Genomic DNA, 24098 nt, shown 5'->3' on the forward strand with positions numbered 1-24098 from the left:
CGCCCAGGCCCCCGCGGCGCTAGCTTGCGGGGGCGAGCTCGACTCTGTCGGCCCAGGTGAGCTCGATGCCGAGGGCCCGCAGCCAGCGCATGGCGTCGTCGTCGTGACGCGTTATGCCCTCGACCGCGTTGAGGGTGACGTCCATGGCCTTTTCGGCTTCCTCCGCTGTGATGAGGCCCGCGGAGGTGGCGGCGGCGAGCTCGTCGATGTCGAGGACGTCGATCGGGTTGCCGGTTAAAGAGACGAGGTCGACGTACAGGTCGCGGGTGCGCCACACGCCGCCGTCGACGTCGATGTCGGCGACATCGAAGTAGAAGTCCTGCGCGGCTTGGACACCCTCGCGGAAGTGGAAGATGTTGGCGCGCAGGCCCAGTTCGGGTAAAAGCCAGCTTTCGAGGTAACCGAACTTGGGGTGGTTGGCCCCGCGCGCCATGTAGAGGCCGAAGTCGGTCACCCGGAAGGTGTCCACCTCCCGCAGGAAACCCTTTGGGTCTGTGTTGGTGTTCGACGTCGTGTCAAAAGTCTCCTGCTTCACGGGGTGAAGGTCAGCGCTCATGATTACCTCACGATGAAACTAGCGGCGGTCGGGGCGAAAAGGCAGGTATTGCCGGTCGTGCGGACTGCTCCCGCCACAGCGGCGAGAACGTGGCCTGGGCCCGTGTCCGCAGTCCCTGACAGGGTTGCCGGTCCTGCTGGGTTTATCCCGTTGTTACCTAGAGGCGTTACGCCGGTGCGCCCGGTGGAAACGTTCACCCAGTACACGTTCATTCCGTTCTGCTCCACGGAGGCGGGCGGGGTGCCCAGCGCCGTGAAGACGAAGGCGGCGTGGCCGGCCGGGGCGCCGGGGGCCGGGATCTCGGCGGGGCCGGGCACGGCGATGGCGGAGGCCGTGGAGTGCAAACCGGGTCCGATGCAGTTGAGCGAAACAGTGGGCCAGAAGAATTGGGCAAAGTGCGGCGCGTCTTCGGGCAGGTCAGGGCCTCCGATCTGGTCGCCACCGCCGTAGAAGTCCATTGCGGCGCGCAGTGCGTCCGCCACCGAGTCTGGGACGAAGGGCTGGTCGGCGAAGTGGTTGACTGCGTCGATCACCGGCTGGGTAGGGCGGCCGAGCTCGTCGAGGAGGGGAGTGCTGGAGTGGGCCGCCGCGCTCGGAGCGCCGGCCAGGGCGAGAGCGAGGGCGGTCGCTGCGGCGGCGAGGCGGGGCAGGCGGCGGGCGTGGCGGTGGGGCACGACAGTATCCTTTGCGGAAGAAAATAATAATCAGGTGTTGACTGGTGTAACTCCTGTCACGATAGTCGCTTTAAACGGGGCGTCAAGCGAGATCCGGCGGACGATGTGCGCGTGCGGCGGGCTGCGACAGTGCGATTCGGCTGCCTCGGGGGTAGGGTTTAAGCGTTCTTTACACCCCAACCTCCAAAGGAGCACGGAGTCAGTGTCGCACCCTGAATTTCGCAACGTCGCCATCGTGGCGCACGTCGACCACGGCAAGACCACCCTCGTCAACGCCATGCTAGAGCAGTCCGGCGTGTTTGGTGACCACGGCGAGCACGGCGATCGTGTCATGGACTCGGGCGAACTCGAATCCGAGCGCGGCATCACCATCCTGGCCAAGAACACGGCAATCCGCCGCGCCGGGAAGGGCAAGGACGGCCGGGACCTGGTCATCAACGTCATCGATACCCCGGGCCACGCCGATTTCGGCGGCGAGGTCGAGCGCGGCCTGTCCATGGTCGACGGGGTCGTTCTTCTCATTGACGCCTCGGAGGGCCCCCTCCCGCAGACCCGCTTCGTGCTGGGCAAGGCGCTGGAGGCGAAAAAGCCCGTCATCATCTGTGTGAACAAGACCGACCGCCCCGACGCGCGCATCGACGAGGTCGTCGAGGAAGCCCAGGACCTCCTCCTCGAGCTCGGTGCAGGCCTGGAGGACCCGGAGGCGGCCGAGGCCGCCGAGAACCTCCTCGAGCTGCCTGTCCTGTACACCTCCGGTCGCGCCGGCCGCGCCAGCCTGACCAACCCGGGCAACGGGCAGCTGCCCGACAACGACGACCTCCAGCCGCTTTTCGACGTCATCTACGATGTCCTTCCCGAGCCCTCCGCGGACTTGGACGCTCCCTTCCAGGCGCAGGTGACCAACCTCGACTCCTCCTCCTTCCTCGGACGCATTGCGCTCATCCGCGTGTACCGCGGTTCCGTGAAGAAGGGCGACACCGTGGCGTGGGTGCACTACGACGCGGACGGCGAGCAGCAGGTGAAAAACGTCAAGATTGCCGAACTGCTCGTCACCGAGGGCCTCGACCGCGTGCCCGCCACCGGCGAGGTCGTCGCCGGCGACATCGCCGCGGTCTCCGGCATCGGGGAGATCATGATCGGCGACACCCTCGCGGACGTCGACAACGTCGAGGCCCTGCCGCGCATCACGGTCGACGACCCGGCGATCTCGATGACCATCGGTGTCAACACCTCCCCGATGGCGGGGCGCAACGGTGGCGACAAGCTCACCGCCCGGTTGATCAAGGCCCGCCTGGAACAGGAGTTGATCGGTAACGTCTCCATCAAGGTCCTGCCGACGGATCGCCCCGACGCCTGGGAGGTCCAGGGCCGCGGCGAGATGGCACTGACGGTGCTCATCGAGACGATGCGCCGCGAGGGCTTCGAGCTCACCGTGGGCAAGCCGCAGGTGGTGACGAAGGAGGTAGATGGCAAGGTCTACGAGCCTTACGACCACATGATCATCGACGTGCCCGCGGAGCACCAGGGCGCGGTGACCCAGCTTTTGGCCACGCGCAAGGGCCAGATGACCGCGATGAGCAACGCGGGCTCCGGCGACTGGGTGCGCATGGAGTTCGACGTCCCCGCGCGCGGCCTGATCGGCTTCCGCACCACCTTCCTCACGGAAACCCGCGGCGCCGGCATCGCCAACTCCTACTCCATCGAGCACCGCCCGTGGGCGGGCGAGATTAAGGGCCGGCCGACCGGTTCGCTCGTTGCCGACCGTTCCGGCCAGGTCACCGCCTACGCGCTGCAGCAGCTCGCGGACCGCGGCGATTTCTTCGTCGAGCCGGGTGCGGAGACCTACGAGGGGATGGTAGTCGGCGCGAACACTCGCGACGAGGACATGGATATCAATATCACCAAGGAGAAGAAGCTCACCAACATGCGCTCGGCCACGGCCGACGCCACGGTGACGCTGGCCAAGGCCCGCACCCTCTCCCTCGACGAGGCGATCGAGTTCTGCGACGAGGACGAGTGCGTGGAGGTGGCGCCGGAGGCGATGCGCGTGCGCAAGATCATCCTCAACTCCACCGAGCGCGGCCGCGCCCGTTCCCGCGCGAAGCAGATGAACAAGTAAAATCCCGGGGGATGACACCCCTGCGCCCCGCCGCGGCGGTCCTTGCCGCGGCCCTCCTCACCGTCGGCGTCGCCGGCTGCGCGGCCTCGCCAGGCCCGCCGCCGCTGGTGGAGGAGACCGACACCGAAACGGAGACCCCCACCGGCACCGTGCGCACCCGCACTCAGGTGCAGGTGGGGGTTGACCCGCTGCGCAACGGCATGAACCCGCACCTCGTGGCGGACGAGTCGGAGGTGGTGCGCGACGTCGCAAAGCTCGTGCTGCCGAGCGCCTTCGTGGACGGGGTGCGAGACCCGGACGTGCTAGACGCGGCGACGGTTCTTGCCACGACGCCCGCGCCGGACATCGCGATGACGGTGCGCTACGTCATCGCCGAGGAAGCGCAGTGGTCCGACGGGACCCCCATCACCGGGAGTGACTTCGTGTACCTGTGGCGCGGGATGGCGTCGACCCCGGGGGTGGTGGACCCGGCGGGCTACAGGGCGATAGCGCAGGTGCGCGTCTCTGGGGACGCGGGCAAGACCGTCGACGTCGACTTCGCAGCCCCGGTGCGTGATTGGACCTCGCTGTTCGACTTTCTTTTGCCCTCCCACGTGCTCTCCGCGGACGCCTCCGATTTCGCCACCGCGCTGAGCGAAACGATCCCGGCTTCTGCGGGGCGCTTCGCCGTCTCCAACGTCGACCGCGGCCGCGGCACGCTGACACTGAACCGCAACGATCGCTTCTGGGGCACTTCTCCCGCGCACATCGACATCCTCACACTCGCCAGCGTGCGCGAAACGACCCAGCTCGCCGACCAGCTGCGCGTGGGGCAGCTGGCCTTCGTGGACAAGGTGCCCAAGGAAACCACGGGCACCGTGCTCTCCCTCGTTCCCGACGTGCAGACGCGCTTCGTCGACGGGCCGCGAACCCTCGGGGTGACGCTCTCGGTCTCCTCACCCTTACTTTCCACCCCCGAGGCGCGTGAGGAGCTTCGCTCGCTTATCGACGTCCCCCTCCTCGCCCGGGTCGCAGCTGGGCGCGCCTCGGACCTGCCCGTGGCCACGCACCGCCCCGTTTCCGAGGACGCCCCGGCGCTTTTGCCCGAGCTCGTGGGCAGGTACCACCCCGTGCGCGTCGGCGCCGACCCGGCCGACCTCGAGGCCGCGGCCGCCGCCCGCTCGCTCGTCGACGTGCTCGCCGCGCGCGGAGTGGCCGCGCAGGTCGTCTCCACCGACACGCAGAGCCTCGCGGGGGAGGCGCTTCCCGCTGGCGTCGTCGACGTCGTCGTGGGCTGGAGGACAGACACCGGCACCGCGCCCGAGCTAGCCGGGCGCCTGTACTGCCAGCCGGGGACGCACCGGGCGGGAAACCTCTCGGGGCTGTGCACACCGGAGACGGAGGCCCTGGCGGACGACATCCTCGCCGGCAGGCTCCGCGGCACGCTGGCAGAGACCGCCGTGGCGGAGGCGCTCGACGCCGCCGCGGTCTGGGTCCCGGTGCTCCACGAGCGGCGTATCCACGGACTGACGGACGGTATCGTAGGCCCGTCGCCTGACCTCGAGCAGTGGCCCGGGGGCCTGGACACGGCGGCGCAGTGGCGCCTCGGCCGCCCCAACCCGGACGAGGCGCCCACCTAGTGATGTAGTGATGAGTAAAGGAGTAGACCAGTGAGCGACATCCAGCGCGACCTCGAGGGCTACCGGGTGGTGGCGGTTCACGCCCACCCGGACGACGAGTCGATTTCGACCGGCGGCGCCCTCGCCGACCTGTCCCGGCGCGGCGCCGACGTGCTCGTGGTTACCTGCACGCTCGGCGAGGAGGGGGAGGTGATCGGCTCGACCTACGGCCAGCTCGTCGCCGACGCCGCCGACCAGCTCGGCGGCTTCCGCATCCACGAGCTGCACGCCGCGCTTGCGGCCCTCGGCGTGCGCGGCGTCTTCCTCGGCGGCGCCGGGCGCTTCCGCGATAGCGGGATGGCAGGCTCCGCGGCGAGCCGGAACCCGCGGGCCTTCGTCAACTCCGGCCAGGAGGCGGTGGAGGAGCTTGCGGAGATCTTCGCCGCCGAACGCCCGCACCTCGTGATCACCTACGACCCCCACGGCGGCTACGGCCACCCCGATCACATCCGCGCCCACGAGATTGCGCACGCCGCGGCCGAAAAAACCGGGGTTCCGCGGCTGGTGTGGGCCGCCCGTCTGCGCTCCGAGCTGGAGGGGGGGTTGCCGGCCGAGGCGCCGCGGGGCTGGCGCCTGCCGGAGCCGGGGGAGCTCGACGCGGTGGACGCCACGGATACCTGGGTGGAACTCGACGACGCCACCTACGGGGCGAAGGTTGCTGCGATGCGCGCTCACGCTACCCAGATCTGGATCGGCGACGGCTCCACCTCGGTCACAAACCCCGAGCCGGCCGTGGCGGGCGGCGCGCTCACCGCCTACGCGCTGTCGAACCTGATCACCCAGGTGATCACGCGCCGCGAGCACTACCGCACCGGGGCGGGCCTGCCCCTGGTGCCCGGAGGCGGACTGCTCGAGGGGGTGCGCAAGTGACCGGGTCGGTCGTGCGCGACGACTTCAGCCGGGGTGAGGCCGTCGGCGGCCTGGTCTGGCTCAGTGTGGGGGCGGCGTTGTCGGCGCTTCTGGAGGTCGTCTACCTGCAGGCGAGCATCGCCGGGATCCCCTTTCCCGTCTCCATCGTCATCGCGGCACTGTTCAACGCGGTGTTGACCCGGACGGCGCGGCTGTGGTCGCGAAGCGCTGGGGTGGCGCTCGTTCCCTACGCCGTGTGGCTGGGGAGCCTGATTCTGCTCATGCTCGTCGCGCCGGGTACGGGCATCAGCCTTGTCCCGCAGAGCGCTCTGACGGTGCTGCTTCTCCTCGCCGGAACCGCAGGAGCCGTTTGGCCTCTGGTCCGGGCCAAGTGACATAATGGCCCCATGACTTACGTGATTGCCCAGCCCTGTGTGGATGTTATGGACCGCGGCTGTGTAGAAGAGTGCCCCGTCGACTGCATCTACGAAGGCAAGCGCATGCTTTACATTCACCCGGATGAGTGCGTCGACTGCGGCGCCTGCGAGCCCGCCTGCCCCGTTGAAGCGATTTTCTACGAGGACGACACGCCGGACGAGTGGAGCGAGTACTACGACGCGAACGTCGGCTTCTTCGACGAGCTCGGTTCCCCGGGTGGCGCCGCCAAGACCGGCCCGCAGGACTTCGACCACCCCTTTGTCGCCGCGCTGCCGCCCCAGAACCAGGACTAGGCCGCGCCCGACGGGAGGAGCATTCCATTGACCGACCGCACACCGCTGGGCCGCAGCCTGCCGGACTTCCCCTGGGACACCATCGCCGACGTGAAGGAGAGGGCTGCACGGCACCCGGGCGGCCTGATCGACCTTTCCGTGGGCACCCCCGTCGACGCCGTCGACCCCGCCATCCAGCTCGCGCTCTCGGAGAACGCCGCCGCCCCGGGCTACCCGCAGACGGCGGGCACTCCCGAGTTGCGCGGCGCCATCGTCGAGGCCCTCGACCGCCGCTACAACGTTGTCGGCCTTTCGCCGGAGTCCGTCCTGCCAGTGGTGGGGACCAAGGAGGCCATCGCCTGGCTGCCGACGACCCTCGGCCTGCGCGGGGCGAGGGTGGTCATCCCGGAGGTCGCGTACCCCACCTACGAGGTCGGGGCACTCATCGCCGGTTGCGAGGTGGTGCGCTCGGACGAGCCCGTCGAGGGGGCCGCGCTGGTGTACGTCAACTCCCCGTCCAACCCGACGGGTCGCGTGCGCTCCGTGGGGGAGATGCGCCGCTGGGTCGAGTTCGCCCGCGAAACCGGCGCGATCATCGCTTCCGACGAGTGCTACATGGGCTTGCCGTGGTCCGCTGACCCCGTTTCCCTGCTCGACCCGCGGGTCAGTGGCGGAGATAACACGAACCTGCTGGCCATCCACTCTTTGTCCAAGACCTCGAACATGGCTTCGTACCGCGCGGGATTCATCGCGGGCGACGAGGCCCTCGTCCAGGAGCTGCTGCTCGTGCGTAAGCACGCCGGGCTCATCGTCCCCGGCCCCGTCCAGCACGCCATGGTCGCGGCCTTGTCCCAGGACACCCAGGAGCAGCTCCAGCGCCTCACCTACGCCAACCGGCGCGCCGTGCTGCTCAAGGCGCTTATCGACGCCGGATTCGCCGTCGACGACTCAGAAGCCGGGCTGTACCTGTGGGCCCGCCGGGAGGAAGCGGACGCCCGGGAGACGCTTTCCTGGCTCGCCGATCGCGGCATCCTCGCAGCTCCCGGAGATTTTTACGGCCCGGCGGGCGCGCGGCACGTGCGCATCGCGCTGACTGCCACGGACGCGAAAATTAAGGAAGCCGCCGACCGGCTTTTGGGGAATGGCGGGGGCGAGCGGCTAGGATAAGCGGGTTAACGCCCGATGAACAGCCAAGGGGAAGGATATTGATGACGCCGACCCGCACGACCGCCCCGCCCACCCGCGGCGGGAGCACTGCCTTGACGATGCGCCTGCGCGCCGGGTTCAAGGAGTTCGTCCGCTTCGGCATCGTTGGCGGCTCCGGGGTGGTGGTCAACCTCCTGATCTTCTACGTGACCAAGAAGCTGCTCGAAAACGGCTTTGCCACCCACGAGAGCGACGTGTTCTTTAACCTCTTTGGCACCCGCTGGAACGTGCGCTGGTACCACGTGCTGTCCACGATCGCTTTCGTCGTGGCAAACCTGTGGAACTACCAGCTCAACAGGTCGTGGACCTTCCGGGACGTGCCCAAGCGGTCCTGGTTGCAGGGCTTCTTTCCGTTCCTCGCAACGGGCCTCGGGGCCTTCTTGGTCTCCCTCGTCTTTCTCACCCTGTTTATGAACCCGACGTCGCCGATCGCGCTGCCGAGTGCAATTTTCGACGACTCCACCGGCCTTCGCACCAAGTCCTACTGGGCCCAAGCCCTCGCGACGCTGATCGCCATGCCGGCGAACTTCCTCATCAACAAGTTCTGGGTGTTCGGCAGGCCCAAGGTCGCGCCCCTCGAGCGGGTTATGTAGGGCGCGACGCACCCCCGGTGGCGGGCTAGTTCTTGTGCAGGTCCTCGTTGAGCTCGATGCCCTTGGCGGCGACTGCCTCGACGGCGCCAGTCAGGGAGTTGCGGCGGAACTGCAGGCCGCTGGCGCCGGAGAGCTCGAGGGCTTTGACGGTGGCGCCGGCGTCGTGGCCGAGGGCCTCCGCGACCTGGGCCGTGAGCGTGACCTTAGTGCCGGCGGTGACGTAGAGGCCGGCTTCGACAATGCAGTCGTCGCCAAGCGAAATGCCCACGCCCGCGTTGGCGCCGAGGAGGCAACGTTCGCCGAGGACAATGGTTTCCTTGCCGCCGCCGGAGAGGGTGCCCATGATGGAGGCGCCGCCGCCGATGTCGGTGCCGTCGCCCACGGTGACGCCGGCGGAGATGCGGCCCTCGACCATGGAGGCTCCGAGGGTGCCCGCGTTGAAGTTGACAAAACCCTCGTGCATAACGGTTGTGCCCTCGGCGAGGTGCGCGCCGAGGCGGACGCGGTCGGCGTCGCCGATGCGCACGCCGGAGGGCACCACGTAGTCGACCATGCGGGGGAACTTGTCCACGGAGAAGACCACGACCGGGCCGCGCGCGGCCAGGCGGGCGCGAGTCATCTGGAAGTCGGAGACGGCACACGGCCCGTAGTTGGTCCACACCACGTTGGCCAGAAGGCCGAAAACGCCGTCCATGTTCGCCCCGTGGGGGGCGACCAGGCGGTGGGAGAGCAGGTGGAGGCGCAGGTAGACGTCGTAGGTGTCGATCGCGGGCTCGTCAAGGTCCGCGATGGAGGTTTCCACTGCCACGCGGGCCACGCCGCGGTCCTCGTCGGGGCCGACGAGGTGGGCGAAGCGGGCGTCCGGCTCCTCCAGCCGTTCGGTGCCGTTGTGGGAGACAGGTTCGCCCAGCTTCGGGGCCGGGAACCAGACGTCGAGGACAGTACCGTCGTAAGTAACAGTGGCAATGCCACGAGCGATCGCTGAAGTCATGCCTCCCAGCTTAAAGCATCACCGTGAGGCGCTCTCTTTTGCTGTGGCGGACCTGCCGTGGCGCAGGAAGGAAGCAGCGATGATGACGGCGGAGACGATGATGACGGCGATGATCTGGGCGCGGGAGGAGTCGTCGGTAAGCATGAGCAGAGTCAGGCCGATGAGCGCGGCCAAGGTCACCCAGGGGACCCAGCTGGTGCCGCGGACCTTAAGTTCGGTGTTTTCGCCGCGGGCCTGGAGCACGGGGTGGAGCTTGATGTAGCTCAGGGTGATCATGATCCAGGTGACGATGAGGCACCCGCCCACGGCGTTCATGAGGAAGTCGAGGAGGCCCGGCGGATTCCACATCTGCAAACCGACGGCCGCGAAGGCGAAGACGACAGAGAGGATCACCGCGTTGGTGGGCACGGCGCTCGCGTTGGTGGAACGCAGCCACCGCGGCGCGTCCCCGTCCTTGGCCAGCTGGAACGCCATGCGCGAGGTGCCGTAAATCTGGGCGTTGAACGCCGAGAGCAGCGCGAGGACGATGACCGCCTCCATGAAGCCGACCACGCCCGGAATGTTCGCCATCTGGAGTACCTGCGTGAAGGGGGAGTCGGCCGCGGAATCCGCGTCGTCGATGGTGCTGTACGGCAGCAGCAGAATAATGATGATGACGGAGCCGATGTAGAAAATCGCGATGCGCCAGACGATGGAGTTCACCGCCCGCCTGACCGCGCTGGCGGGGTTGGAGGACTCGGCGGCCGCGATAGTGACCACCTCGATCCCGCCGAAGGCGAAGGCCACGGCGAGGAGGCCAGCGGCGATGCCGGTGATGCCGTTGGGGGCGAAGCCGGACTCGCGCACGTTGTCGAATCCGACGAAGTCGGTGCCCGGGAGCAGTCCCAAGAACAGCGCCGCGCCGATGATGAGGAAGCCGACGATGACGACGATCTTGATCATGGCGAACCAGTACTCGAACTCGCCGAAGCCTTTCACCTGCGCCAGGTTGATGGCCGCGAACACGGTGACCGCGACGAGCGCGGGTACCCATTGCGGCACCCCGAACCACCCCGCCATGATCGCCGAGGCGCCTGTGATCTCCGCGCCGCCGACCATGATGAGGAGGAACCAATACAGCCAGCCCAGCAAGAACCCGGCCCAGTTGCCGAAGGCTTGGCGCCCGTAGGTGGCAAAGGAGCCGGGGGAGGGGCGCGCGGCGGCCATCTCGCCGAGCATGCGCATAACCGCGATGACCACGAGACCGGCGATGACGTAGGCGAGGAGGATGGCGGGCCCGGCGGCGCGGATGCCCACGCCGACGCCAAGGAAGAGGCCGGCGCCGACGGCCATGCCGAGGCCCATGAGCGTCAGGTGGCGCGACTTCAGACCTGTTCCGAGGTCCCCGTTGGAGGGAGTGGCGGGTACGGATGTGCTCATCGAACATTCCTTTCAGCTGCCGCAGCGGCGTTGCGGCGGAAGGTGGAGGTGGAGGTGTATATGGCTCCCACGAGGGTGATCACGCCGACGACGACGGCGACGGCGAGGATCTGGAAGCGCCCGTCCGGGGTGGTGGCCATGAGCGCGACAATGGCGGCGGCCAGCACAACCGTCGCCCAGGGCAGCACGGACGGCGCCCACATGCGTACGTGGGTCAGCTCGCCGTTGTGCTTCAGCTGCGGGTGGAGGCGGATGAAGGAGAAGGCGATGACGAACCAGATGACCACGAGGCACCCGCCGACGGCGTTAAGGAGGAAGGGCAGCAGGCCAGGGGGGTTCCAGTACTGCAGGGCGACGGCGACGAAACCGAAGATCACGGAGACGACCACCCCGCGAAGCGGCACGCCGCGCGAGTCGGTGGCGCGGAAGAACGAAGGGGCGTCGCCGCGCTCAGCGAGGTTGTGCAGGAAACGCGAGGAACCGTAGATCTGCGTGTTGCAGGCGGACAGCAGCGCGACGACGATGACGGCCTCCATAATTCCCACGGCGCCCGGGATGTTGGCCAGGTGCAGCACGGCGGTGAAGGGGGATTCCGAGGCGTCTTCGGCGCCGTCGATCTGCTCGTAGGGCAACAGCAGCGCGATGAGGATGACGGAGCCGACGTAGAAGATGCTGATGCGCCAAATGATGGAGCGAATGGCCGAGTGTACCGCGGTCTCCGGCCGCTCGGATTCCGCCGCGGCGATGGTCACCATCTCGATCCCGCCGAAGGCGAAGGCGACGGCGAGCAGTGCGGTGGCGACGCCGCCCCAGCCGTTGGGCATGAAGCCGACCTCGGCGACGTTGGACAGACCGACGAAGTCGGTGCCGGGCAGAACTCCGAGCCACAGCAATGTCCCCAAAACGAGGAAGGCGACGATAACCGCGACCTTGATCAGGGCGAACCAGAATTCGAACTCCCCGTAGTTGCGTACGTCCGCGAAGTTTACCGCGGTAAAGAGCAGGATCGCCGCCAGCGCCGGAATCCACGGCGAGACTCCGAGCCAGTTCGCGATGATGGCGGAGGCGCCCGTGATCTCCACGGCCATGATCATGATCATCATGAACCAGTACAGCCAGCCGACGGCGAAGCCCGCCCACGGCCCGAAGGCCTGCTCCGCGTAGGTGGAAAACGTCCCCGAGGAGGGGCGCGCGGCGACCATCTCCGCGAGCATCTGCATGACGCAGACGGTGATGGCCCCCGCGACGAGGTAAGCGAGGATGACGGCAGGCCCGGCGGCTTGGATGCCGACGCCGGTGCCGAGGAAGAGCCCGGCGCCGATGGCGGAGCCGAGCCCCATCATCGTCAGGTGCCGGGTCTTCAGCTCGCGGCGCAGCCCGCCCGCCTGCGCCGGCGGTGAAACTGTGTGAGACATGGCTTTACTCTAAACATTGTCTCCACGCCGCATGACACTGGTCGTGTTTTCTCCCCGCCGCTCGCCCGCAGGTTCAGCGCGGGCGGACCACGGGGCAGGCCGAGTGGGGCTCGTAGGCGATGCTGATATCGCTGTGACCTGCAATCTCGCGGGCCGGGACGACCGTTCCGGATCGTGAGTCGGATACGGCGGTGTCGGGCTCGAGCATGACGTTGACGCCGATCTCGCAGCGCTCCCCGAGGGGCACACCGATAACCCCGGCCGAGGGGTGGAGGCGGCAGTTGCTGCCCACGCGCAGGGGCAGGCGGTTGCGGTCCTGGCCGGGGGCGGCGATCAGCGTCGAGGAGACGCCGAGCTCGGTGCCTTCGCCAATGGTGACGGCGGAGGAGAGGCGCCCTTCGATGCGCGCGGGGCCAAGCGCGCCCGCGTTCCAGGACACGTAACCCTCCCGCAAAACGGATGTCCCGGGGGCGAGGTAGGCGCCGAGGCGGACGCGGTCGGCCTCGGCGATGGAGACACCGGAGGGGACCGCGTAGTCCACCATGCGCGGCAGCCGCTCGATGCCGTAGACGTGGATCTGCCCCCGGGCGCGCAGGTTGACCCGGACAAACTCGAAGTTATCCGGCAGGCATGGGCCCTTGTTCGTCCACACCACCGGCACGAGGTGCGTCAGGCAGTCGGTGAGGTTGAGCTCTAGCGGCCGGATCAGCCGGTGGGAAAGAAGGTGCAGGCGCAGGTAGACGTCGTGCGCGTCGCGCGGGGGTTGTGAGAGATCTGAGATAGTGGTGCGCACAGGGACGAGCTCAACGAGGCGGTCCCGGTCCATGCCCACCAGGTTGAGAAACCGGTCGGACAGCTCGCGGGCGGAGACGCGCTGAGTGCCGTCGACAAGCGTGCTCGTCTCTTCCTCGCCCGTGATGAGGGTCGGGGCGGGATACCACGTGTCCAGCACCGTCCCGTCGGACGCGATGTTCGCGATGCCGGTCGCGCGTGCTCCTGCCGTGCTCATCCCCGCGCTCGTGCCCGCGCTTGTGCCCGCGCTTGTACCTAGGTCCAACCCCGCCATGCGGCTATCATAACCGGCCAGCATGGCGGCGCGACCCGGCGGATAGGATGGCCCCGTGGCTACCCTTGACCTGTTTGCTGACCCCGTTGACCTGACCGCGGCGCTGATCGACATCGAATCGCCCTCGCACCACGAGGAGGCGATCGCCGACGCGATCCACGAGGCGCTGAACCAGCTCGAGGGCATCGAGCTGATCCGCAACAACAACACCGTCGTTGCGCGGACCAACAACGCTAAGAACCAGCGCGTGGTGCTCGCGGGGCACGTTGACACGGTGCCGCTGGCGGGCAACACCCCGCACCGGATGAGCGAGGGGATCCTCCACGGCTGCGGGGCAGTGGACATGAAATCGGGCCTGGCCTGTTATTTGGGGGCATTCGCGCGCTTTGCGACGTCTGAAAGCTCGCCCTACGACCTGACGCTCATCGCTTACGAGGGAGAGGAGGTCGCCTCGGAGTACAACGGCCTCTACCACCTGGAGCGCGACCGCCCCGAGCTGCTCGCCGGCGATATCGCCCTGCTGGGCGAGCCCTCCGGCGCCATCATCGAGGCCGGCTGCCAGGGGTCGATCCGCGTGGCCGTCAACGCTCACGGCACCCGCGCCCACTCCGCGCGCAGCTGGCTGGGTGAGAACGCGGCGCACCGGCTCGCCGGGGTGCTCACCCGCATCGCGGACTACCGGCCGCGCAGCGTGACCATCGCCGGCTGCGAGTACCGTGAGGGCCTCAACGTGGTGGGGATGAGCGGCTTCGTGGCCACCAACACCATCCCCGACGAGGCCCAGCTTGTGGTCAACTTCCGTTACGCGCCGGACCGCAGCGTGGAGGAGGCGAAGGAGCACCTCGAGCACGTCCTCGCGCTGGAGGAGGGCCTCGAGCTCGTGTGGGACGACATTGCCCCGGCCGCCCTGCCGGGCCTCGACGACCCGGTCGCGGCGGGCCTGGTGGACGCGGTCGGGGGGACCTTTCGTGCCAAGTTCGGATGGACGGACGTGGCTCGCTTCTCTAACCTTGGCATTCCGGCCGTCAATTACGGTCCAGGCGACCCGGGTTTTGCCCACAAGAAGGACGAGCAGTGTCCGGTGGAGCAGATCCGCGCTGTGCGGCGCACCCTCGACGCCTACCTGGCGGCCGAAACGACCCCTGACAACCACTAGCGCACCAGCACTAGTCCGAGACACCGGAAGGGCTTAAACGTGGCGCCCCACAAAACCCCGAAACCCGACCGCGAGCGCAAGCTGCGCGGTCCCCTCATGCTGCGCAGCGAGGACAAGCAGGCGTCCACCTATGATCAGCGCCTGCTCGAGTCGCTGGGCAGCTCCGATCACGACTGGAAGCACGCCGACCCGTGGCGCGTGATGCGCATCCAGTCTGAGTTCGTCGCCGGCTTCGACGCCCTGTCGGACCTGCCGAAGGCCGTTACCGTCTTCGGCTCGGCCCGCCTCGGGGAGGGCACCCCGGAGTACGAGCAGGCCTGCGAGCTCGGCGCGGCGCTTGTTGAGGCCGGGTACGCCGTCATTACCGGCGGTGGCCCGGGGCTGATGGAGGGGCCGAACCGGGGCGCGCACAACGCCGGCGGCATGTCCGTGGGCCTCGGCATCGAGCTGCCCTTCGAGCAGGGCCTCAACGACTGGGTCGACCTTGGGCTGAACTTCCGCTACTTCTTCGCCCGCAAGACGATGTTCTTGAAGTACTCCCAGGCGTTTATCTCCCTGCCGGGAGGCTACGGCACCCTCGACGAGGTCTTCGAGATGCTCGTGATGGTGCAAACCGGCAAGGTGACCAACTTCCCGATGGTGCTCCTGGGCTGCGAGTTCTGGGGCGGATTGGTCGAATGGATCCGCAGCCAGCAGCTTGCCCGCGGCCTCATTTCCGCAGGCGACGACGAGCTCTTCCTGCTCACCGACTCGGTCGACGAGGCCGTCGCGCACATTGTGCGCGCGCACGAAGTGATGACGGACGAGCGCATCCGCGGCAGGAAGGACGAAGGGGGCGCCCGCTAGATGCCCGCCCAGGTCATGGCGATCGTGAACCGGACGCCTGACTCCTTCTACGACAAAGGCGCCACCTTCGGCCTCGACGCAGCTTGCGCCCGCGCCTCCGCGGCGGTGGCGGAGGGAGCCGCGATTATCGACGTCGGGGGCGTCAAGGCCGGCCCCGGCGAGGAGGTCACCGTCGCCGAGGAGAGCGACAGGGTCGTCCCGCTCATCCGCGCCGTGCGCGAGCGCCACCCGGACGTCTCAATTTCCGTGGACACGTGGCGCGCCGAGGTCGCGCAGCGGGCGATCGACGCCGGAGCCGACCTCATCAACGACACCTGGGCCGGCTACGACCCCGAGCTTGTCGCGGTTGCCGGCCACAACCGGGTCGGCTACGTCTGCTCCCACACCGGCGGTGCCACGCCGCGCACGCGGCCCTACCGGGTCCACTACGACGACGTCGTCGCGGACGTGATCCGGGAGACGACGCAGCTGGCGGAGCGCGCAGCCGCGTGCGGGGTGCCGGAGGAGCGCGTCTACATTGACCCGACCCACGACTTCGGCAAGAACACCTTCCACGGCCTCGAGCTGCTGCGCCACGTGGACCGGCTCGTGGACACGGGCTGGCCGGTGCTGATGGCCCTCAGTAACAAGGACTTCGTGGGGGAGAGCCTGGATCGGCCGGTCGGTGAACGGGTGGCGGGCACCCTCGCCGCAACCGCGTGGTGCGCGGCCCGGGGTGTGGCGGCCTTCCGCGTCCACGAGGTGCGCGACACCCTCGACGTCATCGCCATGACGGCCGCGATCACGGGCGAGGCGCCCCCGGCGAACACCGTGAGGGGGCTCGCGTGAAGGTCTCGGTGGTTATCCCAGCTCTCAACGAGGAAGAGACGGTGGCGGGGGTCGTTGAGGCCTGCCTGGCCTCGCGCGCGGAGGAGGTGCTCGTTATCGATTCCGACTCCACCGACGCCACCGCACAGGCCGCGCGCGAGGCGGGAGCCCGCGTTCTCAACTGGCGCAAAATCGCGCCAGACGTCGAAACGCGCCCCGGCAAGGGGGAGGCACTGTGGCGCGGGGTTTACGCGGCGAGCGGGGACGTCGTGGTGTTCGTTGACGCCGACGTGACCTCCCTGCGCGGCGAGTGGATCGACGCGCTCGCCGCGCCTGTTGCAGAGGGGGCGCACCTGGTCAAGGCCTCCTACTCGCGGGGCTTTAAGGGCCGTGCGACTGGCGGCGGGCGGGTCACCGAGCTCACCGCGAAGCCGCTAATCAGGCAGCTTTTTCCCGCGCTGGGGCACATCGACCAGCCGCTCGCCGGCGAGTACGCGATCCGCCGCGACACCGCCCTGAGGCTGCCCTTCGTCGCGGGCTACGGGGTGGAGGCGGGACTGCTTGTCGACGTCGCAGAGCGCTTCGGCCCGGGCGCCGTCGCCCAGGTGGAGCTGGGAGTGCGCGTGCACCGCAACCGCCCCCTCGATCAGCTCGCCCCCATGGCCGACGTTGTCGCCCACACGTTGCTCTCGCGCGCCGGGTACGCGCGCGCGGTTGAGCAACGGCCCGCGTGGCACCGCGATACTATTTAACCCATGCTCTCGTGGATCCTGCTCATCGTGGTCGTTGCGCTCGTCGCTACGCTCGGCTTTCTACTGTCGGCGCGAGTGTTCGGCCGCGGCGAGGCGCTGGAGCCGCTCCCGGCTCCGCCCGCGGTCATCGAGCACAACCGCCGCGTCCTGGAGGACGGGCGGGTTGGCGACGTCACCTTCGAGGTCGTCCACCGCGGCTACCAGATGGACCAGGTGGACGCCGTCATTGCGCAGCTCACCGGGCAGCCCTACGGGCGGGCCAATGTTGGACGAGCGCCCCAACCGGGCGTCCCCGCTCCGGGAAAGGGAGTAGAATATAACAGAAAAGAAACAGCACCCGCCGCAGGCGAACCCGCCCGCGCGCGGGGCGAAACGCAGGAGGGCCACTATGGCAGCGATGAAACCGAGGACCGGAAACGGACCGATGGAAGCGGTCGAGGAGAGTAGGAAGATCGTCATGCGGATCCCCTCTGACGGCGGCGGCCGCCTCGTGGTGGAGATGACGAAGGAGGAGGCCGCGGAGCTGGGGCAGCTGCTCACCGAGGCGGCGGGAGCGTAGGTCCCGCGTGGCGGCGGGGCACGCTAAAATCGATCCATGCTCAAAGACATCGTTGACGTCCTCGCCGACCCCGTCGACCTGTCCCCGCTCCGGGGGGCGGACGACTTTTCCCGCCTCGTCTCCGAAACGGGGCACTCCTACGACGTAGCGCGTCAGGGTTACGTCACGCTCGCTGGGGGTGGCGGGATCCATCACGAGGGTGACAGCGCGGACATGGTCACCTCCCGCGAGGTCTTCCTCTCGCGGGGCTACTTCGCCCCCTTCGTCGAGACGGTCACTGAGCGCGTCGCAGATGCCGTCGAAAAGTCCCACGCGGCCGAGCCCGTCATCCTCGAGGTGGGAGCGGGGACCGGCTACTACTTGTCTCACACCCTCGACAGCATCGAGGGATCGCGCGGAGTGGGCATCGACATCTCCACCCCGGCCGCGAAACACCTGGCTAAGGCGCACTCCCGGATCGGGGCGGTCGTCGCCGACGTGTGGGAGGGCCTGCCGCTTCGCGACGGCTCAGTGGACGCCCTCACCGTCATCTTCGCGCCCCGCAACCCGGCCGAGTTCGCGCGCGTGCTCACCGACGGCGGCGAGGCCGTCATCTTGGTGGCTGACGCCGGCCACCTCGACGAGCTGCGCGAGCCGCTGGGAATCCTCGGCGTGGAGAAGAACAAGGTGCAGCGGCTGCTGGAGCAGACGCAGGGCCATCTCGCGCAGGTGGGGGAAGCGGAGCTCGTGGAGTTCCCGATCCGCCTGGACCGCAGCTCCATCGCCGCTCAGGTGGGCATGAGCCCCTCGGCGCGCCACCTGGACCCGGAGGTCCTGGCGCAGCGCGTCGAGCAACTGCCCGACCACCTTGACGTGACGGCGCGGGCCAAGCTCCTGCGATTCCGCAAGGCCTGAAGCCCGGCGGCGTCTAGTCTCCGCGGCGCCACTCCCCGTGGATGAGGGCGTCGTCTGCGGAACGAACCCGGATGCCGGAGCAGCCCCCCTCCGGCCACACGCGCGAGGACATGGTGACGGCACCGCCGCCGGCGAAGACCTCGAGAGTCGAACCGTCAACGATAATCGTGATGGCGTCCTCGTCATCGTCGTGAAGGTCGGACACCGCTGGCGCGCCGTCGAGTCGGTCCACCTCAATCGTGTCGCCGCGGTGTGTAACTACGGCGGTGGGCTCGCCGCTCGCGTCTAGGATCTCCGCCGTAACGGAGGAGCCCACTGGGATCTCGCAGATCCCCGTCCATAGCTTCGCGCTGCGGGCCTCGGACACGGCGTCGGGCAACCCCGGCGCCGGGGTCTGGAAGAGCCTCCCGTCCTGCAGGGTCACGCGGCGCGGCAGGCTCAGCGCCCCGGCCCAGCCTTCGGCCTCCCAGTTGCGCTCCGTGGTCAGGTCGGCGCCGCGCCCGGAGCTGCGCATGGAGCCGAAGATGTAGGCGCGGTCGAAGCGGGTGGGGATCTCGCTCGACCCATTGGTGTAGTTCGTGGTGCGGGGGCGAGAAAAGTCGTGGCCCCGGTCGACGGGCTGCGCCGGGGTGCGCACCTCGAAGTGGGAGCCGCGCAGGGTGCCGGTGACGTAGACGGTCTCGTCGCGGCCGTTGCGTTCGAGGGTGATCAAAAGGACGTCGTAGATCTGCCCGTCCACCTCGTCGCGCAGGCGGAAGATGCGCGGGGCGACAATGCACTCCTCCGCCGGGGTGAAGCCGGGGTCGCCCTCGAAGCTCAGCGCGCCATGCGCCTTCCACGAGGTCCCGTCGCCTGAGCTGAGCACCACGATCTCGGGGCTGTCCGCGGGGCCGGTGACGGCGAGCATGAGCCAGCCCTCCTGGCCGCGGTCACGGTCGGAGTGATCGAGCCAGTCCGGCACGACGCAGGGGGAGCGGAAACGGGTGAAGCCGGCTCCCTGGGATACGACGTTGCCGCGCCGGCTGAAGGCCGCGCTCACGGAGTAGTCCTCGTTGACGTCGTCGCACAGCTCCTCGAGGTCGTCCGCGTGGGCGATCTGAACCGACGTGTCCGACTCGGTCACCGAGGTGAAGTACAGGTCTACCCCGCCGCGGGCGGCGACGACGGAGCCGGCGCGCACGCCGGTCTCCCCGGCCGCGGGCGCGACAGCGTCGTTGCACTCGACCCAGTCAAAGGGGTTGGACTCGGAGGCGGCATGCCCCCACCGGCTGGGCTCGTCGGGGGAGGGCTTGTACTGGTAAAAAACGTGCCACGTGTCGTCGTCGGCATCGGGCGAGGCGTGGCGCAGCACGCCTGCCGCGGCTTCGAGGATGCCGCTTTCTGCCGTGATGTGAAGTTCGGGACGGAAAACGCTCATTGTGTGTAGGTACCTCTAAATCAAGCTGGAATAAATATCGACGGTCTGTTGGGCGATCGTGGCCCAAGAAAACTCGCGGCGTGCCCGCTCGAGGCCAGCGCGGCCCAGGCGGGAGGAGCGCTCCGGGTCGGTCGCGATCGCGTTGACGGCCTCGGCGAGCCCGCGCTCGAAGCCCTCCGGGTCGTTCGGGTCGTAGTCGACCAGGGCACCGGTTTCGCCGTCGACGACGACCTCGGGGATACCCCCGACGCGGGAGGCGACGACCGCGGTCTCGCACGCCATGGCCTCGAGGTTAACGATGCCGAGAGGCTCATACACCGAGGGGCAGACGAAGACGTCGGCGGTGGCATACACCTCGCGTACCTTCTCCGCCGGTAGCATGTCCTGCACCCAGAACACGCCCTCGCGCTCCTCGCGCAGGGTGTCGACGAGCTGTTCGGTCTCGGCCGCGATCTCGGGTGTGTCGGGCGCGCCCGCGCAGAGGATGAGCTGGATGTCGGCGTCGAAAAGCCGCGCGGCCTTGAGCAGGTGCGGAACGCCCTTCTGGCGGGTGATCCGGCCGACGAAGGCGACCACGGGCCGGCTGGTGTCCACCCCGAGTTCCTCGGCGATGGTGGCCTCGCCCGGGTACCACGTCGCCGGGTCGATCCCGTTGAGGACAACGTGGACCTTGTCCTCGGCAATACGCGGGTAGGCGGCGAGGATCGATTCCTTCATGCCCGCGGAGACGGCGATGACGGCGTCGGCGTGCTCCATGGCGTTCTTCTCGGACCAGGAAGAGACATCGTAGCCCCCGCCAAGCTGCTCTCGCTTCCACGGGCGGTCCGGCTCGAGGGAGTGGGCGGTGACCACGTGGGGGATGTCGTGGAGCAGGCCCGCCAGGTGCCCGCCGAGGCCGGAATACCAGGTATGGGAGTGGACGATGTCAAGTTCGGCCGCCGCGTGCGCCATGCGCAGGCCCGTCGACAGGGTCTTCAGCGCCCCGTTCGCGTCCTCGAGCGCGGGGTCGACACCATGCACGAAGACGCCGGCCTCATCGCGCGGCTGCCCCATGCAGTGGACGTCCACGTCGACGATCTCGCGCATGAAGCGCGTCAGCTCGGTGACGTGGACGCCGGCTCCCCCGTAGACCTCCGGGGGATACTCTCTCGTCATCATTCCGACTCTCATACCCGCCGAGCCTAGTGAGGAATGCCGGGTGGTGCACTGACGCACAGTAAGGGGCGGAATAAACCCGTGCGCTGCGGGAAGAAACAGCCTAGGCTGGCGGAGTGTGAAGACCCAGCCGAGAGTTCTTGCCATCGTCCTCGCGGGCGGCGAGGGAAAGCGCCTGTTCCCTCTCACCGCTGACCGCGCCAAGCCCGCGGTGCCGTTCGGGGGCAACTACCGCCTGATTGACTTTGTGCTGTCCAACCTGGTTAACGCCGGCTACATGCGCATCGCAGTGCTGACCCAGTACAAGTCGCACTCCCTCGACCGGCACGTGGCCACCGCGTGGAATGTGTCGGGCCCGACGCCGCAGTACATCGCCTCCGTGCCCGCTCAGCAGCGCCGCGGAAAGCGCTGGTACAACGGCTCCGCGGACGCGATCGTACAGTCGCTCAACCTCATCTACGACGATATGCCGGATTACGTCCTCGTCTTCGGTGCCGACCACGTCTATCGCATGGACCCCTCGCAGATGGTCGAGGACCACATCCGCTCGGGCAAGGCGGCCACGGTCGCCGGGATCCGCGTGCCCCGCGCGGAGGCAAGCGCCTTCGGCTGCATCCAGGCCGACGACGACGGTACGGTTACCGAGTTCTTGGAAAAGCCTGCGGACCCGCCCGGCACCCCGGACGACCCGGAGGTCACCTACGCCTCCATGGGCAATTATGTCTTCTCCACCGAGGCGCTGATCAAGGCCCTGCTCGAGGACGAGCAGAACGAGGACTCGGACCACGACATGGGCGGCGACATCATCCCGTACTTTGTCAACCTCGGCGAGGCCCACGTCTACGACTTCTCCCAGAACTCCGTCCCGGGGGCCACCGAGCGCGACAAAGGCTACTGGCGGGACGTGGGCACGATCGACTCCTTTTACGAGGCCCACATGGACCTCATCTCGTCGCACCCGGTGTTCAACCTGTACAACAAGGCGTGGCCGATTCACTCCACCGAGGACAGCAACCTCCCGCCCGCCAAGTTCGTCATCGGGGGCATCGCGCAGGAGTCCATTGTCGCCTCCGGCTCCATCATCTCGGGGGCCACGGTGCGCAATTCGGTGCTGTCCACCGACGTGCGCGTCGCGGAGGGCGCCTCTGTCGAGGGCTCCGTTCTCATGCCGGGGGTGCGCGTGGGCAAGGGCGCGGTGGTGCGCCGCGCCATCTTGGACAAAAATGTCTACGTTTCCGACGGCGAGATCATCGGCGTCGACCTGGAGCGTGACCGGCAGCGCTACACCGTGTCCCCCCAGGGCATCGTGGTCGTGGGCAAGAACCAGGTGGTCTAGTCAGCGCCGCGTGATCAGGGTGATACCGCCGTCAAGCGGCAGGCGGGTAACCAGGGCTTCCTTGGATTCGCCCAGCTTATCGACGTCCTCCTCCGCCGCGCGGGCCGCCTCCGTGTCACGGTCACGGCGCGTGGGGTCGGCCACCGTGCCGTCGAGAAGCGAATCTGCGATGACAAGCGTCCCGCCCGGAGCGAGAAGCGGCCAGGCGGCCGCGACGAGCGGGCTCAACTCCACCGGCGCGACGTCGGCGTAAACGAGGTGGTAGGAGGCGGGGGCGAGCCTGCTCATCACGTCGAGCGGGTGCGCTGTGAGGAAGCGCGCGCGCGAACTGCTAAAGCCTGCCGCCCGGAAGGCCTCCCGCGCAGCCGCCTGGTGCTCGGCTTCCGGGTCGATGCACGTCAGCGGCGATTTCTCGGGGAGGCCGCGCAGGATATGCAGCCCCACCGCACCGGCGGCGGGGGTGACGGCGACGGCCCCGTAGTGGGCGGCTCCGGCGGCGGCGAGGCTGCCGAGGAGCGCGCCGAGGGGAGCGCCGGGGGTGGGCAGGAAATTTTCCTCCGCGTGGGTCAACGCCAGGGCGAGACCCTGCGCAATGTCGTCTCCCGCGGTGGCCTCCGCTCGCTGCGCGATGTAGTCGTTCATGGTGCGAAACGCAGAATCAGTCACGTCCACCATCATAGGCTCCCCTCCGGAGCACCCGGCGTACGATCGTTAGCGAAACTTTATGTATTGGCAGCATTTTGCCGGTTGGTTTTGTGGCGTTGCGATATGCGATTTGAAAGAATTGAGACCATGTCACGCGACCGAGCACACGCCGCCCGCCGCCCGTCCCCGCAGCCCGCTGAAGAGCCCGCCGCCCCGCTGCGCGGTACCGCCGCTTTCGACGCAGGCCAGGCGGACATGCCCTCGTGGGGCGAGCTGGTCGCTGAGCACGCCGACAGTGTCTACCGCCTCGCCTTCCGGCTATCGGGTAACCAGCACGACGCGGAGGACCTCACGCAGGAGACGTTCATGCGTGTTTTCCGCAACCTGAAGAACTACCAGCCGGGCACCTTCGAGGGGTGGCTGCACCGCATCACCACCAACCTCTTTCTGGACATGGTGCGCCACCGCGCGAAGATACGCATGGAGGCCCTGCCCGAGGACTACGAGCGCGTCCCCGGCACCGACATGACCCCCGAGCAGGCCTTTACAGCATCGAACCTCGACCCGGCCCTGCAGAAGGCCCTCGACGACCTGAGCCCCGATTTCCGTGTCGCGGTGGTGTTGTGTGACGTCGTGGGAATGAGCTACGAGGAAATCGCCGACACCCTCGGCGTGAAGATGGGAACGGTTCGCTCCCGGATCCACCGCGGACGCACCCAGCTGCGTGAGAACCTCGAGGCACAGGCCCGCGAAGACGACGGTGCCCACGATCTGATCCGCATACGCTGAGCGTGTGGCGCCGTACGAGCCACGCGCGGCGGAGTATAAAGGGAGGATAAGTAAGCCTCACGTAACCGTGGAGGCTGACCGTGGAAAGGAGGCGCCGTCATCGTGACCGAGCAGACGGGGACGTCAACCGGGGGTGCGAGCAGTCCGCGTTTCAGTTCCACCGAGCACCTCAGCACCGAGGCGATCGCCGCATTCGCGGACGGAGAACTCTCCGCCTCCGCTGAGCGGCGCGCGTGCGCGCACATCGCGGAGTGCGCGGAGTGTCGGCGCGACGTGTACATCCAGCGCTCCGCCGCCGCGCGCCTGCGCACTTGCCGCGGAGACGAGACGCTGCGCGCGCCGCAGACACTCGTGGACCGGTTGAGCCAGGTCGGTGACCTTGAGGGCGTTGAAGTGGGCGGCCAGCGGGAGTCGAGCCGCGGTGCCGAGATCATCAACGACGTGGTCGGCGCCGCCCTGCGCGCGCTTCGCCGCCACGGGTAAGGT

The 24098-nt window shown here is 68.2% G+C and carries 26 protein-coding genes; 17 read left to right on the plus strand and 9 right to left on the minus strand.

Features of this window, described 5'->3' with window-relative positions; genetic code table 11:
• Positions 1 to 19: 19 nt before the first annotated feature.
• Positions 20 to 556 carry a ribonuclease FAU-1 family protein gene (locus tag CAURIS_RS04185; protein WP_290342967.1) on the minus strand — a complete coding sequence of 179 codons (537 nt, stop codon included), beginning with the start codon at positions 554 to 556 and terminating at the stop codon, positions 20 to 22.
• 2 nt (positions 557 to 558) lie between these two features.
• Positions 559 to 1230 carry an Rv1157c family protein gene (locus CAURIS_RS04190; protein ID WP_290342968.1) on the minus strand — a complete coding sequence of 224 codons (672 nt, stop codon included), beginning with the start codon at positions 1228 to 1230 and terminating at the stop codon, positions 559 to 561.
• Positions 1231 to 1432: 202 nt separating this feature from the next.
• Here CAURIS_RS04190 and typA point away from each other — a divergent pair, with 202 nt between their 5' ends.
• The 7 genes from typA to CAURIS_RS04225 are packed head-to-tail and all read left to right on the plus strand — an operon-like array spanning position 1433 to position 8365.
• Positions 1433 to 3349: a translational GTPase TypA gene (gene typA / locus CAURIS_RS04195; protein WP_290342969.1), complete on the plus strand. Its 1917-nt coding sequence runs from the start codon at positions 1433 to 1435 to the stop codon at positions 3347 to 3349.
• Positions 3350 to 3360: 11 nt separating this feature from the next.
• Positions 3361 to 4968: an ABC transporter family substrate-binding protein gene (locus CAURIS_RS04200; protein WP_290342970.1), complete on the plus strand. Its 1608-nt coding sequence runs from the start codon at positions 3361 to 3363 to the stop codon at positions 4966 to 4968.
• A 39-nt stretch (positions 4969 to 5007) separates the two neighbouring features.
• Positions 5008 to 5877 (plus strand): N-acetyl-1-D-myo-inositol-2-amino-2-deoxy-alpha-D-glucopyranoside deacetylase, encoded by an 870-nt coding sequence (gene mshB, locus CAURIS_RS04205; RefSeq protein ID WP_290343305.1) that lies wholly within the window; start codon positions 5008 to 5010, stop codon positions 5875 to 5877.
• Positions 5874 to 6251 carry a hypothetical protein gene (locus tag CAURIS_RS04210; RefSeq protein ID WP_290342971.1) on the plus strand — a complete coding sequence of 126 codons (378 nt, stop codon included), beginning with the start codon at positions 5874 to 5876 and terminating at the stop codon, positions 6249 to 6251. The genes mshB and CAURIS_RS04210 overlap by 4 nt, the downstream gene beginning before the upstream one ends.
• Before the next feature lie 12 nt (positions 6252 to 6263).
• Positions 6264 to 6587: a ferredoxin gene (fdxA, locus tag CAURIS_RS04215; RefSeq protein ID WP_070421608.1), complete on the plus strand. Its 324-nt coding sequence runs from the start codon at positions 6264 to 6266 to the stop codon at positions 6585 to 6587.
• 21 nt (positions 6588 to 6608) lie between these two features.
• Positions 6609 to 7733 (plus strand): succinyldiaminopimelate transaminase, encoded by a 1125-nt coding sequence (dapC, locus tag CAURIS_RS04220; protein WP_290343306.1) that lies wholly within the window; start codon positions 6609 to 6611, stop codon positions 7731 to 7733.
• A 41-nt stretch (positions 7734 to 7774) separates the two neighbouring features.
• Positions 7775 to 8365: a GtrA family protein gene (locus tag CAURIS_RS04225; RefSeq protein ID WP_290342972.1), complete on the plus strand. Its 591-nt coding sequence runs from the start codon at positions 7775 to 7777 to the stop codon at positions 8363 to 8365.
• A 25-nt stretch (positions 8366 to 8390) separates the two neighbouring features.
• Here CAURIS_RS04225 and dapD read toward each other — a convergent pair whose 3' ends face one another.
• The 4 genes from dapD to CAURIS_RS04245 form a co-directional block, all read right to left on the minus strand.
• A complete protein-coding gene (gene dapD / locus CAURIS_RS04230; protein WP_290342973.1) occupies positions 8391 to 9356 on the minus strand; it encodes a 2,3,4,5-tetrahydropyridine-2,6-dicarboxylate N-succinyltransferase in 966 nt (321 codons plus the stop codon).
• A gap of 18 nt (positions 9357 to 9374) precedes the next feature.
• On the minus strand, positions 9375 to 10775 hold the full coding sequence (locus CAURIS_RS04235; RefSeq protein ID WP_290342974.1) for an amino acid permease: 1401 nt from the start codon (positions 10773 to 10775) through the stop codon (positions 9375 to 9377).
• On the minus strand, positions 10772 to 12190 hold the full coding sequence (locus CAURIS_RS04240; RefSeq protein WP_290342975.1) for an amino acid permease: 1419 nt from the start codon (positions 12188 to 12190) through the stop codon (positions 10772 to 10774). Before CAURIS_RS04240 ends, CAURIS_RS04235 begins: the two co-directional genes overlap by 4 nt.
• Positions 12191 to 12263: 73 nt before the next feature.
• Positions 12264 to 13199: a 2,3,4,5-tetrahydropyridine-2,6-dicarboxylate N-succinyltransferase gene (locus CAURIS_RS04245; RefSeq protein ID WP_290342976.1), complete on the minus strand. Its 936-nt coding sequence runs from the start codon at positions 13197 to 13199 to the stop codon at positions 12264 to 12266.
• Positions 13200 to 13311: 112 nt separating this feature from the next.
• Here CAURIS_RS04245 and dapE point away from each other — a divergent pair, with 112 nt between their 5' ends.
• Genes dapE through CAURIS_RS04280 form a run of 7 tightly spaced genes read left to right on the plus strand, consistent with a single transcriptional unit; the run spans position 13312 to position 18270 of the window.
• Positions 13312 to 14412 (plus strand): succinyl-diaminopimelate desuccinylase, encoded by a 1101-nt coding sequence (gene dapE / locus CAURIS_RS04250; protein WP_290342977.1) that lies wholly within the window; start codon positions 13312 to 13314, stop codon positions 14410 to 14412.
• A 39-nt stretch (positions 14413 to 14451) separates the two neighbouring features.
• Entirely contained in the window at positions 14452 to 15258 is an 807-nt protein-coding gene (locus CAURIS_RS04255; protein WP_290342978.1) for an LOG family protein, read from the plus strand.
• Positions 15259 to 16086: a dihydropteroate synthase gene (folP, locus tag CAURIS_RS04260; RefSeq protein WP_290342979.1), complete on the plus strand. Its 828-nt coding sequence runs from the start codon at positions 15259 to 15261 to the stop codon at positions 16084 to 16086.
• Positions 16083 to 16817 (plus strand): glucosyl-3-phosphoglycerate synthase, encoded by a 735-nt coding sequence (locus CAURIS_RS04265; protein ID WP_290342980.1) that lies wholly within the window; start codon positions 16083 to 16085, stop codon positions 16815 to 16817. Before folP ends, CAURIS_RS04265 begins: the two co-directional genes overlap by 4 nt.
• A 3-nt stretch (positions 16818 to 16820) precedes the next feature.
• On the plus strand, positions 16821 to 17264 hold the full coding sequence (locus tag CAURIS_RS04270) for a hypothetical protein (protein WP_290342981.1): 444 nt from the start codon (positions 16821 to 16823) through the stop codon (positions 17262 to 17264).
• A complete protein-coding gene (locus tag CAURIS_RS04275; protein ID WP_290342982.1) occupies positions 17206 to 17376 on the plus strand; it encodes a DUF3117 domain-containing protein in 171 nt (56 codons plus the stop codon). Before CAURIS_RS04270 ends, CAURIS_RS04275 begins: the two co-directional genes overlap by 59 nt.
• Before the next feature lie 36 nt (positions 17377 to 17412).
• On the plus strand, positions 17413 to 18270 hold the full coding sequence (locus tag CAURIS_RS04280; RefSeq protein ID WP_290342983.1) for a methyltransferase domain-containing protein: 858 nt from the start codon (positions 17413 to 17415) through the stop codon (positions 18268 to 18270).
• 13 nt (positions 18271 to 18283) lie between these two features.
• Here the strand turns inward: CAURIS_RS04280 and CAURIS_RS04285 are convergent, their stop codons facing one another.
• Positions 18284 to 19687: a GH32 C-terminal domain-containing protein gene (locus CAURIS_RS04285; protein ID WP_290342984.1), complete on the minus strand. Its 1404-nt coding sequence runs from the start codon at positions 19685 to 19687 to the stop codon at positions 18284 to 18286.
• A gap of 15 nt (positions 19688 to 19702) precedes the next feature.
• Complete coding sequence (gene glgA / locus CAURIS_RS04290; protein ID WP_290342985.1) at positions 19703 to 20857, minus strand: glycogen synthase; 1155 nt, start codon at positions 20855 to 20857, stop codon at positions 19703 to 19705.
• Between the two features lie 103 nt (positions 20858 to 20960).
• Here glgA and glgC point away from each other — a divergent pair, with 103 nt between their 5' ends.
• Entirely contained in the window at positions 20961 to 22178 is a 1218-nt protein-coding gene (gene glgC, locus CAURIS_RS04295; RefSeq protein ID WP_290342986.1) for a glucose-1-phosphate adenylyltransferase, read from the plus strand.
• Here the strand turns inward: glgC and CAURIS_RS04300 are convergent, their stop codons facing one another.
• Complete coding sequence (locus CAURIS_RS04300) at positions 22179 to 22853, minus strand: O-methyltransferase (protein WP_290343307.1); 675 nt, start codon at positions 22851 to 22853, stop codon at positions 22179 to 22181. It lies immediately after the preceding gene.
• Between the two features lie 117 nt (positions 22854 to 22970).
• On the opposite strand from CAURIS_RS04300, the gene sigE reads away from it, so the two are divergent.
• Positions 22971 to 23612 carry an RNA polymerase sigma factor SigE gene (gene sigE / locus CAURIS_RS04305; protein ID WP_290342987.1) on the plus strand — a complete coding sequence of 214 codons (642 nt, stop codon included), beginning with the start codon at positions 22971 to 22973 and terminating at the stop codon, positions 23610 to 23612.
• 102 nt (positions 23613 to 23714) lie between these two features.
• Positions 23715 to 24095 (plus strand): anti-sigma factor family protein, encoded by a 381-nt coding sequence (locus tag CAURIS_RS04310; RefSeq protein ID WP_290342988.1) that lies wholly within the window; start codon positions 23715 to 23717, stop codon positions 24093 to 24095.
• The last annotated feature ends 3 nt before the right edge of the window (positions 24096 to 24098 follow it).

This window comes from Corynebacterium auris, assembly GCF_030408575.1.
Taxonomy (GTDB): Bacteria; Actinomycetota; Actinomycetes; order Mycobacteriales; family Mycobacteriaceae; genus Corynebacterium; species Corynebacterium auris.

Coding starts and splice junctions, on each gene's coding strand:
- folP (WP_290342979.1), top strand. CDS start 15,259: ATGCCCGCCCAGGTCATGGCGATCGTGAACCGGACGCCTGACTCCTTC.
- CAURIS_RS04300 (WP_290343307.1), bottom strand. CDS start 22,853: ATGGTGGACGTGACTGATTCTGCGTTTCGCACCATGAACGACTACATC.
- CAURIS_RS04285 (WP_290342984.1), bottom strand. CDS start 19,687: ATGAGCGTTTTCCGTCCCGAACTTCACATCACGGCAGAAAGCGGCATC.
- CAURIS_RS04245 (WP_290342976.1), bottom strand. CDS start 13,199: ATGAGCACGGCAGGAGCACGCGCGACCGGCATCGCGAACATCGCGTCC.
- CAURIS_RS04200 (WP_290342970.1), top strand. CDS start 3,361: ATGACACCCCTGCGCCCCGCCGCGGCGGTCCTTGCCGCGGCCCTCCTC.
- CAURIS_RS04185 (WP_290342967.1), bottom strand. CDS start 556: ATGAGCGCTGACCTTCACCCCGTGAAGCAGGAGACTTTTGACACGACG.
- dapD (WP_290342973.1), bottom strand. CDS start 9,356: ATGACTTCAGCGATCGCTCGTGGCATTGCCACTGTTACTTACGACGGT.
- CAURIS_RS04235 (WP_290342974.1), bottom strand. CDS start 10,775: ATGAGCACATCCGTACCCGCCACTCCCTCCAACGGGGACCTCGGAACA.
- sigE (WP_290342987.1), top strand. CDS start 22,971: ATGTCACGCGACCGAGCACACGCCGCCCGCCGCCCGTCCCCGCAGCCC.
- CAURIS_RS04240 (WP_290342975.1), bottom strand. CDS start 12,190: ATGTCTCACACAGTTTCACCGCCGGCGCAGGCGGGCGGGCTGCGCCGC.
- glgA (WP_290342985.1), bottom strand. CDS start 20,857: ATGAGAGTCGGAATGATGACGAGAGAGTATCCCCCGGAGGTCTACGGG.
- CAURIS_RS04275 (WP_290342982.1), top strand. CDS start 17,206: ATGGCAGCGATGAAACCGAGGACCGGAAACGGACCGATGGAAGCGGTC.
- CAURIS_RS04270 (WP_290342981.1), top strand. CDS start 16,821: ATGCTCTCGTGGATCCTGCTCATCGTGGTCGTTGCGCTCGTCGCTACG.
- fdxA (WP_070421608.1), top strand. CDS start 6,264: ATGACTTACGTGATTGCCCAGCCCTGTGTGGATGTTATGGACCGCGGC.
- CAURIS_RS04225 (WP_290342972.1), top strand. CDS start 7,775: ATGACGCCGACCCGCACGACCGCCCCGCCCACCCGCGGCGGGAGCACT.
- CAURIS_RS04280 (WP_290342983.1), top strand. CDS start 17,413: ATGCTCAAAGACATCGTTGACGTCCTCGCCGACCCCGTCGACCTGTCC.